This is a genomic window from Pseudoflavonifractor sp. An85 (assembly GCF_002161235.1).
Taxonomy (GTDB): Bacteria; Bacillota; Clostridia; order Oscillospirales; family Oscillospiraceae; genus Enterenecus.
Genome location: NZ_NFHE01000011.1, coordinates 42,505 through 58,055, shown reverse-complemented (window position 1 = coordinate 58,055; position 15,551 = coordinate 42,505). Strand labels below are relative to the sequence as shown.

15 protein-coding genes are annotated in these 15,551 nt (G+C 58.5%); 4 read left to right on the top strand and 11 right to left on the bottom strand.

From position 1 onward, the window contains the following. Positions 1 to 282 precede the first annotated feature (282 nt). The 4 genes from B5G37_RS07060 (at position 283) to B5G37_RS07045 (ending at position 3,315) form a co-directional block, all read left to right on the top strand. A complete protein-coding gene (locus tag B5G37_RS07060) occupies positions 283 to 645 on the top strand; it encodes a cysteine-rich VLP domain-containing protein (protein ID WP_079700404.1) in 363 nt (120 codons plus the stop codon). 366 nt (positions 646 to 1,011) lie between these two features. Continuing rightward, positions 1,012 to 1,359 (top strand): replication initiator protein A, encoded by a 348-nt coding sequence (locus tag B5G37_RS07055; protein WP_022789415.1) that lies wholly within the window; start codon positions 1,012 to 1,014, stop codon positions 1,357 to 1,359. After that, a complete protein-coding gene (locus B5G37_RS07050) occupies positions 1,352 to 1,600 on the top strand; it encodes a hypothetical protein (RefSeq protein WP_087255889.1) in 249 nt (82 codons plus the stop codon). Before B5G37_RS07055 ends, B5G37_RS07050 begins: the two co-directional genes overlap by 8 nt. A 74-nt stretch (positions 1,601 to 1,674) precedes the next feature. Continuing rightward, the gene (locus tag B5G37_RS07045) at positions 1,675 to 3,315 is read left to right on the top strand and encodes a recombinase family protein (RefSeq protein ID WP_021658777.1); all 1,641 of its coding nucleotides are present in this window, start codon (positions 1,675 to 1,677) and stop codon (positions 3,313 to 3,315) included. 88 nt (positions 3,316 to 3,403) lie between these two features. Here B5G37_RS07045 and B5G37_RS07040 read toward each other — a convergent pair whose 3' ends face one another. From B5G37_RS07040 to accC, 11 genes are all read right to left on the bottom strand, one after another. Then, on the bottom strand, positions 3,404 to 6,028 hold the full coding sequence (locus B5G37_RS07040) for a family 20 glycosylhydrolase (protein ID WP_087255888.1): 2,625 nt from the start codon (positions 6,026 to 6,028) through the stop codon (positions 3,404 to 3,406). Positions 6,029 to 6,699: 671 nt separating this feature from the next. Next, positions 6,700 to 7,152 (bottom strand): MarR family transcriptional regulator, encoded by a 453-nt coding sequence (locus B5G37_RS07030; RefSeq protein WP_087255884.1) that lies wholly within the window; start codon positions 7,150 to 7,152, stop codon positions 6,700 to 6,702. A gap of 66 nt (positions 7,153 to 7,218) precedes the next feature. Continuing rightward, entirely contained in the window at positions 7,219 to 7,647 is a 429-nt protein-coding gene (gene fabZ / locus B5G37_RS07025) for a 3-hydroxyacyl-ACP dehydratase FabZ (RefSeq protein ID WP_204217892.1), read from the bottom strand. Between the two features lie 6 nt (positions 7,648 to 7,653). Then, entirely contained in the window at positions 7,654 to 8,898 is a 1,245-nt protein-coding gene (fabF, locus tag B5G37_RS07020) for a beta-ketoacyl-ACP synthase II (RefSeq protein ID WP_087255881.1), read from the bottom strand. 18 nt (positions 8,899 to 8,916) lie between these two features. Beyond that, positions 8,917 to 9,660 (bottom strand): 3-oxoacyl-[acyl-carrier-protein] reductase, encoded by a 744-nt coding sequence (fabG, locus tag B5G37_RS07015; protein ID WP_087255879.1) that lies wholly within the window; start codon positions 9,658 to 9,660, stop codon positions 8,917 to 8,919. Positions 9,661 to 9,671: 11 nt separating this feature from the next. Next, a complete protein-coding gene (gene fabD / locus B5G37_RS07010; RefSeq protein ID WP_087255877.1) occupies positions 9,672 to 10,595 on the bottom strand; it encodes an ACP S-malonyltransferase in 924 nt (307 codons plus the stop codon). Continuing rightward, a complete protein-coding gene (locus B5G37_RS07005) occupies positions 10,592 to 11,518 on the bottom strand; it encodes a nitronate monooxygenase (RefSeq protein ID WP_087255875.1) in 927 nt (308 codons plus the stop codon). Before B5G37_RS07005 ends, fabD begins: the two co-directional genes overlap by 4 nt. Beyond that, positions 11,515 to 12,489, bottom strand: coding sequence for a beta-ketoacyl-ACP synthase III (locus B5G37_RS07000; protein ID WP_087255873.1), 975 nt, complete (start codon positions 12,487 to 12,489; stop codon positions 11,515 to 11,517). Before B5G37_RS07000 ends, B5G37_RS07005 begins: the two co-directional genes overlap by 4 nt. Continuing rightward, positions 12,486 to 13,304, bottom strand: a complete 819-nt coding sequence (locus B5G37_RS06995) for an acetyl-CoA carboxylase carboxyltransferase subunit alpha (RefSeq protein ID WP_087255871.1) — start codon at positions 13,302 to 13,304, stop codon at positions 12,486 to 12,488. Before B5G37_RS06995 ends, B5G37_RS07000 begins: the two co-directional genes overlap by 4 nt. Continuing rightward, positions 13,297 to 14,166, bottom strand: coding sequence for an acetyl-CoA carboxylase, carboxyltransferase subunit beta (accD, locus tag B5G37_RS06990; RefSeq protein WP_087255869.1), 870 nt, complete (start codon positions 14,164 to 14,166; stop codon positions 13,297 to 13,299). Before accD ends, B5G37_RS06995 begins: the two co-directional genes overlap by 8 nt. Continuing rightward, positions 14,163 to 15,548 carry an acetyl-CoA carboxylase biotin carboxylase subunit gene (accC, locus tag B5G37_RS06985; protein ID WP_087255867.1) on the bottom strand — a complete coding sequence of 462 codons (1,386 nt, stop codon included), beginning with the start codon at positions 15,546 to 15,548 and terminating at the stop codon, positions 14,163 to 14,165. Before accC ends, accD begins: the two co-directional genes overlap by 4 nt. Positions 15,549 to 15,551: the final 3 nt, after the last annotated feature.

Below are 15,551 nucleotides of genomic sequence, written 5' to 3'. Positions count from 1 at the left end.
CTTAAAAATGTCACGACTAATAGAGAGGTATTTTTAAATTTTTCTGCTGAACCCCCCGTAAAAATCCCCTCAAAATGAAATGACTATTAGAAGGGTATTTTTGTGTTTGTCCACGCAATAATTCCCTCGAAAATATACGGATATATGAGAGGGATTTTGAGCTATCTCAAATTTATTTTCAAAAGGGGGCGTCATTTTGCTGTCAAAATGTACGGATAAATAGAAGAGTGTGTTTTGACCGTCCAAAAGGAGGTGATAGAAATCAAAGAGAAAATCCCCGTGATGACCTACTCCCAATACCGCAGAGCTAGAAAGCTAGTCCATCAGTGCTGCAACTATGAGAGCGGGAACTGCCTTGCCCTTGACGATGGAGAAGAATGCGTTTGCGTGCAAAGCATTTCCTACTTTCTGCTGTGCAACTGGTTCCGTGCCGCTGTCCTGCCTTTGGATGAACCTCTGGTGACTGCTTTGCTTCATCGGAAAGAACATAAACGGTGCGCTGTCTGCGGACAATCCTTTCTTCCCGGTTCCAACCGGGCAAAATACTGCAAGTCCTGCGCCGCTATCGTTCACCGCAGGCAGAAAACAGCCAGTGACCGGAAAAGGCGGGCTGCCTGCGGACAATTAGAGACGAAAAAGGCTTGATTCTGCGGGCTTTGCAAGCACCGGTCAACGGGATAGAGGGATAAATCCTTATGCCCGCCCAGAACGAGCTTCTAATTGTCCGCACAGGCTCCTGACCTAAACGGGATTTCCCCAGACAGGCAGCAGGCTGAGTACATATAGGTTCCCGCTTCATTTTGTCTGCCTAAACGGGAATATCCAGGATTGGTTTTTCAGAACATGGCAAAGCTGACGCTCTGGAGCGCCCATATCCTGTTTTTCAGTCCGTGGCTTTCCCGCCTGTCAGACAGCCCGGATTTAGACGGTAGTTAATAAGAAAAGAGTTAAATACAAAATAGTCAATATCAATCTATCTATCATAGCGATGATGGATAGAAAGGAGAATTTATGATTCCATACAAAACAGATACCGATATTTCGTCTTATATCATTTTCCCACGATTCCTTATCCCCCTGGATTTATCCAATGACGCCAAGGTGCTGTACGCCCTGCTTTTAGACCGGGCGGGGATTTCCAGGAAGAAAGGATACATCGAAGCAGATGGGACTATCCGTCTGTACTTTACTGTGGAGGACGCCAAAGCGAAACTTCGCCGAAGCAGGCAGGTGGCAACACGGGTGTTTCATGAACTGGAATCCTGCGGTTTGATCTTCCGCCGGAAACAGGGGCTTGGCAGACCGGCTGTGATCACCCTGAATCTGCCAGCTAAAGAAAGGAGGAGCGCCAATGATTGATGACCAAAAGCTGTATGAGCTGCTGAAAGACTTTGACCCCGCAGTAGGGGAACGGATGGAAAAGCACTTCAAGGATGGGGCGTTTTATTTTGACCTTGGCGGCAGCAGCTATCCCTTTTTTGAGAGGAATACCATCTACACGGTCATTCCCCACTTTGCGGAAAAAGGCTCGGAAGGGATCGTGAAAAAACTGAAGCGGCTGATGGAAAAAGATTTGAAAGAGAAAGAACCGGAAAGATAGCTGCAAAAAGCCAATCGGAGCGTTATAATAAGGGCAACCGTTTACTTGGCTGCCTGAACAGAAAGGAGAAGCAAATGAACCAGCAGCCAGAAAAAATTACCGCATTATACTGCCGCTTGAGCCAGGACGACGCCCTGGACGGGGAAAGCAATTCCATTACCAATCAGAAAACCCTGTTGAGCAAATACGCTGCCGAACACGGGTTTCGGAATATCCAATTCTTTATAGATGACGGATATTCTGGAACCAGCTTCCAGAGGCCGGGGTTCCAGGAGATGATGCGATATGTGAAGGATTACAGCGTATCCGCTGTGATTGTCAAAGACCTGTCCCGGCTGGGAAGGGAGTATTCCTATATGGGGCGGCTACAGGATTTCATCTTCCCCGCTTATGACGTCCGCTTTATCGCTATCAACGACGATGTAGACAGCGCCAAGGGGGAAAATGATTTTGCGGTGTTCAAAAATGTATTCAACGACTATTATGCCAAGGATACCAGCAAGAAAATCCGGGCGGTGGTAAAAATGCGGGGCGAAGCCGGGGAGCATATCGCCAGCAACCCGCCTTATGGCTACATAAAAGACCCGCAGGACAAAAAGAAATGGATTGTGGATGAAGGAGCGGCAAAGGTGGTGCGGCGTATCTTCAACCTCTGCATTGCGGGGAAAGGCCCCATGCAGATCGCAAAAATCCTCACAGACGACAAGGTGCTGACCGTCACCGCCTATCACGCAAGGCAGAAAGGCTGGACCATGCCGGAGAATCTTTATCAGTGGTGCGCAAAATCTGTCGCCGGGATATTAGAGCGACGGGAGTACACGGGTTGTACCGTGAACTTCAAGACCTATACCAAGTCCCTGAAATTCAAAAAGCGGATGGAAAACCCGGTTGAGAACCAGAAAGTCTTTGAGGACACCCAGCCCGCCATCATTGAGAAGGGCCAGTGGGAACGGGTGCAGGAACTGCGGAAGAACAAACGCAGGCCGACAAAAACAGGAAGAACCAGCATGTTCTCCGGTCTGCTCTACTGCGCCGACTGCGGAGCAAAGCTATATTTCTGCACCTGCAACACTTACAAGGACAACAGCCAGAATCATTTCGTCTGCTCCAATTACAAGAGCAACACCGGCTCCTGCAAAATCCACTATATCCGGGAACAGGTGCTTTACCGGATCGTACTGGAGACTATCCAGCGGACATTGACTTACGTCCGTATGTTCCGGAAGGATTTCAAGTTGGAAATGCTGGCGCAGGACGAGGAAAGCCGTAAGGCGGAACTGGCGGAAAAGCAGAAAGCCCTCTCCGGAGCAAAAAAGCGGATGGAGGATTTGGACAGGATTATCCAGCACATCTATGAGGACAATGTGCTGGGCAAGCTGTCCGACAGCCGGTACTTAAAATTATCCCGCCAATATGAGAAGGAGCAGGCAGAGATTGAGCAGCTTGCCGCTGTGCTGGAACGGGAAATTGAAACACAGGCCGGGCAGGTTTCCGATGTAAACAAGTTTCTGAAGCTGGTGGACAAGTACCTGGATATTCCAGAACTCGACGCCGCCATCCTCAATGAGCTTGTGAGCAGGATCGTGGTGCACAGCCCGGCAAGGGAGAACGGAAGGAAGCAGGTGCGAATCGATCTGTATTTCACCTATGTGGGGCAAATCCGCATTCCTTTGAAGATTGGAAGGGAGTCCTTAAACGAATCGGAACCGGCGTGACTTGACACGCCGGTTCCTACCAAAATTCTTTTTACTTCCTTATGGGACGTTGCCTAACGGTCAGCCTCTTTTTTGTGGCTGGAATGAATCAGCCTTTGTGCTTGCGGGCGACCACAGCGGCGCCGGACAGCAGACACACAGCGGCAGCGAAAACCACCACATACAGGGTCAGCTGGGCAGAGTCGCCGGTGGAAGTCACCGGGGCATCGGGCTTCAGGGAGGCCTGGGGCTGGTCGGTCACCTCAGGCTTATCGGAAACCTGGGGCACGTCCACGGCCACCAGTCCGTCCATGGCCTTCTGCAGGGCCTGGGCAGCGGCATCCACCGCATCCTGATCCAGCACGGTCAGGGTGGTGTCATCCATCACAGCCTGAGCCTTGGCCAGAGCGTCCCGGAAGTTGGCTACGGTCTCGGCGGTGTAGTTGTCCAGGTTGAGCTTGCCGGCCTCATCCAGCAGCTGGCTCAGAGCAGCCTTGTCGGCCTCCACCACCTGGTGGACATTCCGTTTGGCGGTCTCAGGCAGGGTGGCACCAAAGGCAGAAATGACGGCAGGTACCTGCTTGGCCACTTCCTCATCGGTCATATCCTGGGGCTTATCGCACCAGATGCAGAACATAGCGCCCACGGGGTCCTTTACAGTACCGCCCATGAAGGTATTGATGTCGAACTGGCTGGCCTTGTCGGCGTCGCACTGATAGCCGCCCACCACCCAGTAGTAGTCACCGTGGGTGTTCACCAGCTTGTGGCCCATCTCCGCCAGGAAGGGAGGCTTGGCCACGTCATAGCCCCACCAACCGGAGGACCAGTAGCAGATGATGATGTCCTTGTCGAAGGTGCCCTGATCGGTGGTCTCACCGTAATAGATGCCGTCGTTGAAGGCCATGGGGGTCATGCCGGCCTTCTTGACCAGAGTAGCCACCTGGTTGACGTAGGTGATAAAGTCGTCGTACTGGCCATTCTCCACCAGGAAGGGGAAGCCCATGCCCACGCTGGGGTCGTCGTTGGCAAACTCATCGCAGCCCATGTTGAACAGGGTACAGCCCTTGCTGGCAAAGTAGGTGATGTACTTCTCCACCAGAGCCTGGGTGAAGGCAGTGGCGGTCTTGTTGGTGATGTCGATGGTGCGCTGAGAGGTGCCGTAGGCGCAGTCCACACCGGTAAGCTCCTCGGCGGCGTCCAGAATGGCGTCCATGTGGCCGGGGGTGTTGATGAGAGGGATGATCTCCATGCCCTTAAGGGCAGCATAGGTGAAGATCTCGTCCATGTCGGCCTCGGTCAGCTCGTCCACCTCGAAGTCACTGTAGGCCTCGTTGCCCTTGTGGATGGCAGCAGCCACAGCTTCGCTGGAGTAGGTGTTCTCCCCCACCGTCAGGGACATGTCGTCCAGCAACAGGCGCAGGCCGTCGTTGCCCAGACCCAGCATCAGGTAGTTCATACCAGCCTGAGAGGCGCTGTCCATGATGGACTTCAGAGTATCCACGGAGAAGTACTTGCGGCCAGCGTCCACCATGACGATGGACTTGTCATACTCGTTGGTGGTCACGCTGCCGTGGACGTGGCGCTCAGCGGTCTCGGGCAGAGTTTTGCCAAAGGCAGCAATGACGTCGGCCACTTCCTGGGCCACACTGGCATCGGTCTGATCCTGGGGCTCATCGCTCCAGATGCAGAACATAGCGCCCACGGGGTCCTCCACGTTGCCGCCCATGAAGGTGTTGATATCAAACTGGCTGGCCTTCTCCACGGTACATTTGCCGTGGCCGATGACCCAGTAGTAGTCGCCGTGGGTGTTCACCATCTTGTGTCCCATCTCCGCCAGGAAGGGAGGCTTGGCCACGTCATAACCCCACCAACCGGAGGACCAGTAGCAGATGATAATGTCCTTGTCGAAGGTACCCTGGTCGGTGATGTTGTTGTAGTAGATGCCGTCATTGAAGGCCATGGGAGTCATGCCGGCCTTCTTGACCAGCGCGGACATCTCGTTGACGTAGGTGATAAACTCGTCGTACTGGCCATTCTCCACCAGATAGGGGAAGCCCATGCCCACGCTGGGGTCGTCGTTGGCAAACTCATCGCAGCCCATGTTGAACAGGGTGCAGCCCTTGCCGGCGAAGTAGGTGATGTACTTCTCCACCATCGCCTGGGTAAAGGCAGTGGCAGTCTTGTTGGTGATGTCGATGGTGCGCTGAGAGGTGCCGTAGGCGCAGTCCACACCGGTGAGCTCCTCGGCCGCATCCAAAATGGCGTCCATGTGGCCGGGGCTGTTGATCAGGGGGATAATCTCCATGCCCTTGGTGGCAGCGTAGGCAAACAGAGTGTCCATGTCGGTCTCGGTCAGCTCGTCCACCTCAAAATCACTGTAGGCCTCGTTGCCCTTGTGGATGGCAGCAGCCACAGCTTCGCTGGAGTAGGTGTTCTCACCCACCGTCAGGGACATGTCGTCCAGTAAAAAGCGCAGACCGTCGTTGCCCAGACCCAGCATCAGATAGTGCATACCAGCCTTCGACGCACTGTCCATGATGGACTTCAGGCTGTCCACGGAGAAATACTTACGTCCGGCATCCACCATGACAATGGATTTGTCATACTGGCTGACCGCAGGGGTGGTGTCCTCCTTGGGCTGCTCCACCTGGTTGGCAGCGCCAGCGGGCAGCATCATGCTGGCAGCCAAACAGGCGCCAAGCACGACAGAGCATGCTCGTTGGAATAATTTCATGATTTGAACCTCCTTGATGATATGTGAACTCTCCCTTTCTACCCACTACGTGGGTAACGACAACCGAAACAGACGCCCCTCCGATTGCCCGGGCTGGGACAAGCTGTGTGCTGCTACGACTGTAAGTCGTACGGAATACACTCCTGCATTCCTTTCTCCTTTCACCTCCTGTCTTTCCCATGATTTCCAATTCTATATCGTTATGGAACTTTATGGAACTGTAGGAAATTCACAACTCCCCATGATAAATTCACCACAGTGTACCATCATATTGACAGGTTGTCAACCAGTGAAACAAATTTTATGTCTCTGTGTCGCGTACAAAAAAGGCCCGCCTACGGCGGGTCTTTTTCAGACTATCAAAAAACTGACATTGATTCAAATAGGTCAAAAGTTCTTGTATAGGCAAAAATCCCTGGAGCAAAATTTTTCCGCCCTTAGGCGGAAAAATCAATCAAAATCTGTTTTTCCCGGGGACATGCGCATCGGGAAAAACACATCTCAGCCCGCCAGTGTGGCCTTGGGTCGCCCTCTGACCCAAGGGTACATGCAGCGGGCTGTACCCCCTCGAGAAAATGCTGGCATTTTCGAGAAGCGTGTCGAACTTTTTCGACACGCCAAAAAGACCCGCCGACGGCGGGTCTTTTTCCTTGGATGATTCGATGGTACGTTTATCCCATCTCACCGGGGAGGTCCACTTCGGGCATCAGCTCCTGGCTGACCACCGTGAGCATCTCCTCCAGCTTGGCGCAGTCCTCAGGGGTAAACCGCTGGCGAATGCGCTCCATAACCTTGCGCACATAGTCGGTGCTGATGTTGTAGTAATCCCGGTATTTCTGGGTCACTTGCAGGTGATATTCCCGCTTATCCTGCTCCGACTGGACCTTGGTCAGATACCCCTTGCGCACCAGACTGTTGATCTTGTACGCCGCATTGGGGGGAGAAATGCGCATAAAGGTCGCAAATTCATTGATGGTGGGGGTGCCCAGGGCCTGAATGGTCTCCATGGCAAAGGTCTCCACCGTGGTGAGACTGGCTTCTCGATTTTGAAAATGGGCAAAAATCTCCTGGTAAAAATGGAGCTTAAACTTGGTATACACCGCTCCGAATCTCTCCTCCAACATCCTGCTGCCTCCGTGTTTGTCTGTTTTTTGCTATTCTATCAGATTTCACACCAAAAAGGCAATGGGTTACTTTCCCAGGGCCAGGGTCAGCTCTGCGTTCACGGCCACCTTGCCGTCCACCTTGGCCACGGCTTCCGCCACAGCCACGGGGCCTTTCTGCTTGATAATGGTGCACTCCAGCTCCAGCACGTCGCCGGGCACCACCTGACGGCGGAACCGGGCATTTTTGATGCCGCCAAAGAAGCCCAACTTGCCCCGGTTTTCCTCCATGGACAGCACGGTGATCCCGGCCACCTGGGCCAGAGCCTCCAGAATGAGTACCCCGGGCATCACATGATACTGGGGAAAGTGGCCCTGGAAAAAGGGCTCGTTGACGGTGACGCACTTGATGCCCTTTGCCCACTTGCCTTCCTCTCCGTCCACGATCTTATCCACCAGGGCGAAGGGATAGCGGTGTGGCATAATTTCTGCAATTTGATTGGAATTATACTGCATCATGCCTTAATCCTCCCACTTTTTCATGAGCACACAGGCGTTGTGGCCGCCAAAGCCCAGGGAGTTGGACAGAGCATAGCGCACGGTCTGCTCCCGGCCCTGGTTGGGCACGATGTCCAGGTCACAGGCGGGGTCAGGCTCCTGATAGTTGATGGTGGCGGGAATGTAGTCCTCCTTCACAGCCAGCGCGGTGAAGATGGCCTCCACGCCGCCAGCCGCACCCAGCATGTGGCCAGTCATGGACTTGGTGGAGCTCACAGCCAGCTTATAGGCATGGTCGCCGAACACGGTCTTGATGGCGGCAGTCTCGCCGGAGTCGTTGAGGGGGGTAGAGGTGCCGTGGGCGTTGATGTAGTCCACGTCCTCGGCCTTTACATCGCCGTCGGCCAGAGCCTGGGCCATGGCCCGAGCGCCGCCTTCCCCGTTGGGGGCGGGGGCGGTCATGTGGTAGGCGTCACAGGTGACGCCGTAGCCCACCATCTCAGCGTAAATCTTGGCCCCACGAGCCAGAGCGTGCTCCAGCTCCTCCAGCACCAGGATACCGGCGCCCTCACCCATGACAAAGCCGCTGCGGCGGGCGTCAAAGGGTACGGAAGCGGCGTTTTTGTCCTCTCCGGTGTGGAGGGCCCGCATGGTGGTAAAGCCGCCAATGGACAGCGGGGTGACAGCGGCTTCCGCGCCGCCGCACACCATCACGGTGGCGTAGCCGTCCCGGATGTGGCGGAAGGCATCGCCCACGGCGTTGGAGCCGCCGGCACAGGCGGTGACGGGGCAGGTGCACATGCCCTGGAAGCCCAGGTCAATGGCGATGAGGCCCGCGCCCATGTTGGCAATGGCCTCGGGAATGTAGTAGGGGTTAACCCGGTCAAAGCCCTTTTCCAGTCCGCGGGTCTGCTCGGCCTCGGTGGTGCCGATGCCGCCCACGCCGCTGGAGACGATGACGCCGCACTGGGTCAGGTCCAACTCGTCCTTCTCCAGGCCGCTATCGGCAAAAGCCTCCCGGGCGGCTACCATGGCAAACTGGGCATAGCGGGCCATGTGCTTGACCTCCCGCTTATCCAGCACGGTGGTGGGGTCCCAGTTCTTGACCTCGGCGGCCAGCTTGACCTTGCGGTCGGATGCATCATAGAGGGTGATGGTGTCAATACCGCACACGCCCTCTTTCACAGCCTGCCAGGAGTCTGCCACGTTGTGGCCCAAAGGGTTGACGGTGCCCATACCAGTGATGACAACTCTGCGTTTGGTTCCCATAATATCCTCCTTCTCTGCTCACATGCCCATGCCGCCGTCCACGGACAGCACCTGGCCGGTGATGTATCCAGCGCCGTCGCTGGCCAAAAATGCCACAGCCTTGGCCACATCCTCAGGCGTTCCGGCCCGACGGGCGGGAATGGTGGTGAGCATGGCCTCGCGGGCAGCATCGGGCAGGGCGGCTGTCATATCGGTGGCGATGTAGCCGGGGGCCACGGCGTTGACGGTGATGCCCCGTCCGGCCAGCTCCTTGGCCAGGGACTTGGTCATGCCGATGACACCGGCCTTGCTGGCGCAGTAGTTCACCTGGCCGGGGTTGCCCCGCAGGGCTACCACCGAGCTCAGGTTGATGATGCGGCCATAGCGGCCCTTCATCATAGGCCGGGTCACCGCCTTCATGCACAAAAAGGTGCCCTTCAAGTTGGTGTTGATGACGGCGTCAAAGTCCTCTTCCTTCATGGTCATGGCCAGACCATCCCGGGTAATCCCGGCGTTGTTGACCAGGATGTGCACCCCGCCCAACTCCTTCACCGCGGTGTCCACCAGGTTCTTCACCGCCTCAGGGTCGGTGACATCTCCCTTGACGCTTCTCGCCTCCACGCCCAGCTCTTTGAGGGCGGCCAGGGTCTCCTGGGCAGCGGCGTCGTTGCCCGCGTAGGAGAACACCACGCTGGCGCCCTGGGAGGCCAGCTCCAGGCAGATGGCACGGCCAATGCCCCGGCTGCCGCCGGTGACGATGGCCACTTTTCCGTATAAAGACATGGTCATACTCCTCATTTCAGCGCCTGGACCAGGGCCTCCACATCGGCCACCGTCTCCACGGCATAGGTTTTGATGTCCGGGGTGGTCTTGCGCACAAAGCCGCTGAGTACCTTTCCCGGTCCGATTTCCACAATGGTGTCCACGCCCAGCTCAGCCAAGCGACGGATGGTGTCCTCCATGTACACGGAGGACTGCACCTGACGCTCCAGCAGGGCGGGAATGGTGTCGCTGTCTCCCTTTTCCCGGCCCAGGCAGTTGAAGAGCACGGGCACCTGCATCTCGCCAAAAGTCTCGCCCTTAAACTTCTCCGCCAGAGCGTCCCCGGCAGGCTTCAAGAGAGGGGTATGGAAGGGGCCGCTGACCTTCAGGGGCATACAGCGGCGCGCGCCCATCTCCTTGGCCAGGCGGGCGGCCTCGGCCACCGCCTCCTGGTGGCCGCCGAGAACCAGCTGCCCGGGGCAGTTGTAGTTGGCGATGCACACCACGCCCAGAGAACTGGCCTGCTCACAGGCCTGCTCCAGCTTCTCCCGGTCCAGGCCCAGCACGGCGGTCATGCCGCAGGGCACGCCCTTGGCGGCCTCGGCCATCACCTTGCCCCGGAAGGCCACCAGAGAGATGGCCTGCTGGGGGGTGAACACCCCGGCAGCCTGGAGGGCAGAGTACTCGCCCAGGCTCAGACCCGCCACATAGTCGGGGTGAATGCCCAGGTCAGCGAGAATTTTGGTCACGCCCACGGCAAAGGCCACCATGCAGGGCTGGGTGTACCGGGTCTCATTCAAAACTCCCTGGCTGTCCTGGAAGCTGACTTCCTTGACATCAAAGTCCAGGTTTGCCCCATCCAGAATCTCCCGGAACTGGGGGTAGGTCTCGTACAGGTCAGCGCCCATCCCGGGATGCTGGCTGCCCTGACCGGCATACAAAAAGGCAATGCTCATCCCTGCATCTCCTTTACGGTTTTCTCATAGCCTGCCATCAGATCCTCAAAAATCTGGCGCAGGGGGCGGATCTCGTGGACCATGCCAGCCACCTGACCGGCCATGAAGCTGCCAGTATCCACATCGCCGTCAAACACAGCCCGGCGCAGAGAGCCCAGGGTCAGCTTCTCCAGCTCCTCCAGGGGCAGGTGATCCTTCTCCATGCGCACATACTCCCGAGCCATCTTATTCTTCAGCACCCGCACGGGGGCGCCGGTGGAACGGCCGGTGACGATGGTGTCGGTGGCGCTGGCCTTCATGACCGCCTTCTTGTAGTTCTCGTGGATGGGGCATTCCTCACTGGCCAGCAGACAGGTGCCGATCTGAGCGCCGCAGGCGCCCAGGGCAAAGGCAGCGGCCAGCTGACGGCCGTCGGCGATGCCGCCGGCGGCAATGACGGGGACGGACACGGTGTCCACCACCTGAGGCACCAGGGCCATGGTGGTCATCTCACCCACGTGTCCACCGCTCTCGGTGCCCTCGGCAATGAAGCCGTCCACACCCAGCCGCTCCAGACGCTTGGCCAGAATGGGGGCAGCCACCACGGGGAAGATGCGGATGCCCGCCTCTTTCCAGGCGGGAACGTACTTGCCGGGGTTGCCCGCGCCAGTGGTAATGACGGACACACCCTCTTCCACCACCACTTGGGCCAGCTCGTCAATGTGGGGATTCATGAGCATCAGGTTGACGCCAAAGGGCTTGTCTGTGTTCTCTTTGGCGATGCGGATCTCTTTCCGCAGGGTCTCGCCGTCCCAGCCGCCGGCACCCACCAGGCCCAGAGCGCCAGCGTTGGACACAGCGGCGGCGAAGGCACCGGTCGCAATATTGGCCATGCCGCCCTGAATCAAGGGAAACTCGGTTCCCAGCAGTTCATTTAACTTCATTTTGTATCTCCTTCCCTACCCTGAGCCACTTCCAGCAGCGCGCCGGCCCAGGTCAGTCCGCCGCCAAAGCCCACGCACAAAACCTTGTTACCAGGCTGAATCTCCCCCTTCTGCACCAGCTCATCCAAGAGGATGGGCACGCTGGCGGCGGAGGTGTTGGCGGTATGGGCAATGTTTCCGGTGCATTTGGCCGGGTCTACCCCCAGCTTCTTCACGGCAAAGTTGATGATTCTCTGGTTGGCCTGGTGGAGCACAAAGCGGTCCACCTCCTCCAGGGTGATGCCGGCTTTTTGGGCCACTTCCCGGGCGCACCGGGGCAGGGCCTCCACGGCAAAGCGGAACACGTCCTGCCCGTCCATATGTACCACCGCAGGCACCCCCTTGTTCACACCGGGGATGGTGAGCACCTGGTCATTCCCCCGGCAGCCCAGCACGGCATGGATGGAGGGGAACTCCTCCCGCCACTCCACCACAGCCGCGCCAGCGCCGTCGCCAAAGAGCACGTAGGTGCTGCGATCATTGATATCAATGACCCGGCTGAGCACCTCTGCCCCCAGCACCAGGCCGTACTTCCGCTGGGAAGCGGCCAGCAGGCACTCTGCGGTGTGCAGGGCGTAGACAAAGCCGGAACAGGCGGCGTTTAAGTCAAAACAGATGGCGTCCTCCTGGAACCCCAATTCCTTTTGCAGCACGCAGGCGGTGGCGGGAGTCAGGTGATCGGGGGTGAGGGTTGCCACCAGGCACACGCCCACTTCCTCCGGCTTCACGCCGCTGCGCTCCAGAGCCTTTTTCGCTGCCTCCAGGCACAAGCTGGTGTGGCACTCCTCTCCCTGGCAGTGGTGTCGGGCACCGATGCCGGTGCGGGAGGTAATCCACTCGTCGCTGGTGTCCATGATCTGCTCCAGATCATGGTTGGTAATCATATGCTGGGGCAAGGCGCTGCCTGTGGCCAGCAATTTTATTCCACTCATGTGCGCTCCTTTCTCAGGGCCTTTGCGCCCATGGCTCGAAATTTCTCGTACCGTCCGGTGAACAGGGCGTGGGCGCTCATGCGGCTGAGCCCCGCCAGCTCCTCTTGGAGCACCACATCCAGAGTGCGCACCATGGCGGCCACGTCGGTGTGGGCCCCTCCGGCGGGCTCGGGAATGACCCGGTCAATAACCCCCAGCTCCAGAAGATCTGCGGCGGTGAGCTTCATCACGTCGCAGGCCTCGTCACTTTTGGAGGCATCTTTCCATAAAATCGCCGCAAACCCTTCCGGAGACAGCACGGAATACACGGCGTTTTCCAGCATCAGCACCCGGTTTCCCACACCCAGAGCCAAAGCGCCGCCGCTGCCCCCTTCGCCGGTGACAATGGCGATGGTGGGCACGGTGAGGGCAGACATTTTGGCCAGCATCCGGGCAATGGCCTCGCCCTGACCTCGGGCCTCCGCCTCCAGGCCGGGGTATGCCCCAGGGGTGTCAATGAAGGTGATAACCGGGCGACCAAACTTCTCCGCCTGGTCCATGAGCCGTCCGGCCTTGCGGTACCCTTCCGGGTTGGGCATACCGAAACGGCAGGCCATCCGCTCCTCCAGGTCTTTGCCCTTGCGGTGGCCAATGACGGTGACGGGACGGCCGTGGAACAGGCCCACGCCGCCAAAAATACTGGGGTCGTCGCCACACAGGCGATCCCCCTTCTGCTCAAAAAAGTCGGTGAGCAGTCCCTGGACAAAGTCCACCACCCCAGGGCGGGCGGTATTGCGGGCCAGGGCAACCCGCTGGGCGGGTGTATACTCAGCCATCCCGGTTTGCACCTGCCTTTCCGTGGAGCTTCAGCAGCTGGATCAGGGTGTCCCGCAGATCCTGGCGGGGCACCACAGCGTCCAAAAAGCCATGCTCCAGTAAGTATTCGGCGCTTTGGAAGCCTTCCGGCAGTTCCTGGCCGATGGTCTGTTCAATGACCCGGGGACCGGCAAAGCCGATGAGGGCCCCGGGCTCGGCAATCATAATATCCCCCAGGCTGGCAAAGGAGGCGGTGACGCCGCCGGTGGTGGGATGGGTGAGCACGGAAATGTACAGCCCTCCCCGGCGGGAAAACCGCTCCAGGGCCGCAGAGGTCTTGGCCATCTGCATCAGGGACAAAATGCCCTCCTGCATCCGGGCCCCGCCGCTGGCGGAAAAGAGGATGAGGGGCAGCTTTGCCTTAGCTGCCTGCTCCACCAACCGGGTGACCTTTTCACCCAGGGCGGCGCTCATGCTGCCCATGAAAAAGCGGCTGTCCAGTACGCCCACCGCCACCCGGTATCCGCCGATGCGGCCCAAGGCGGTGACCACGCCCTCATTCATGCCCGTTTTGCCCTGGGCCTGGGTGAGCTTCTGGCGGTAGCCGGGGAAATCCAGGGGATCGGCGGAGGCCAGTTCCGCGTCCAGCTCTTTGAAGGTACCCCGGTCCAGAATCTGGCTCAGGCGGTAGTAGGCTCCAATGGGGTGGTGATAGCCGCACAGGGGACACACATAGCCCTCGGCCACCAGATCCCGGTGGGCCACCTCTCCTCCGCAGTGGGAACACACCTCACTGCTGTGGGGGTGTACCGAGGCGGACACGCTGCGCATGGCCTTTAAGGACAGCAGCTTTTGTCTGCGCCGTTGAAATACGGAACTCATGCCTTCTTCTCCTCCTCAGCCCCGTGGCTCCAGGTCAACAGGGTGTCCAGATTGGCATCCATAAACCCGGTGTGGTAAGCTCCCCGAACAAAGTCGGGGTGATACAAAATCTGGTGCAGCAGATCGGTGTTGGTGGTGGTGCCCTCAATGACCAGCTCCTCCAGAGCCCGACGCATGCGACGGATGGCATCCAGCCGGGTGGGGGCATGGACAATGATCTTGGCCATCATGGAGTCGTAGTAGGGGGGCAGGTCATAGCCGGAGTACAGCCCCGTATCCACCCGCACCCCGCAGCCGCCGGGGAGGTGAAGAAAGTCGATGTGTCCCGGGCAGGGCCGGAAGTTCTCCGCCGGGTCCTCGGCGTTGATGCGGCACTCCATGGCGTGGCCGTGGAGCTGCACCTGCTCCTGGGTCACCGACAGGGGCAGCCCAGAGGCCACCCGGATCTGCTCCCGCACCAGGTCCAGACCGGTGACCATCTCGGTGACCGGGTGCTCCACCTGAATACGGGTGTTCATTTCGATAAAATAGAACTCTCCCTCTTCAGAGAGGACAAATTCAATGGTACCGGCGTTGACGTATCCGGCCGCCTTGGCCGCCGCCACCGCCGCCGCCCCCATACGCTCCCGCAGTTCGGGAGTAAGGGCCTTGGAGGGGGATTCCTCCAACATTTTCTGGTTGCGCCGCTGGATGGAGCAGTCCCGCTCCCCCAGCTGAATGACGTTGCCCTGGGCATCGGCCATGATCTGGAACTCGATGTGCCGGGGGTTGACAATCAGCTTTTCCAGGTACATCTCGTCGCTGCCAAAGCAGGCGATGGACTCGCTTCTCGCCTCCTGGAACAGGGGAATGAGCTGGTCGGGCTCGTACACCCGGCGCATGCCCCGGCCACCGCCACCTGCGGCAGCCTTGATAAGCACCGGATAGCCCATCTCGTCGGCCAGAGCCTTGGCCTGCTCGGGGGTGTCCACCGCTCCGTCAGAGCCGGGTACCACCGGCACCCCCGCCTGCTGCATCAGCTTGCGGGCGGCGGCCTTGTTGCCCATCTTGCGAATCACGTCCCCGGAGGGGCCAATGAAGGCGATTCCTGCCTGGGCACAGGCGTCGGCAAAGTCGGCGTTCTCCGACAAAAAGCCATAGCCGGGGTGGAGGGCGTCACAGCCGGTCTGCTGGGCCACGGTGAGGATGGCGTCCATATTCAAATAGCTGTCGGAAGACCGGGCGGGGCCAATGCAGTAGGCCTCCTCGGCCAGCTGTACATGCAGCGCGTCCGCGTCCCCCTGGGAGTACACCACCACAGGCTGGATGTTCATCTCCCGGCAGGCCCGGAAGATGCGCACCGCAATTTCGCCTCGGTTGGCAATGAGAATGCGTCGAAACATGCT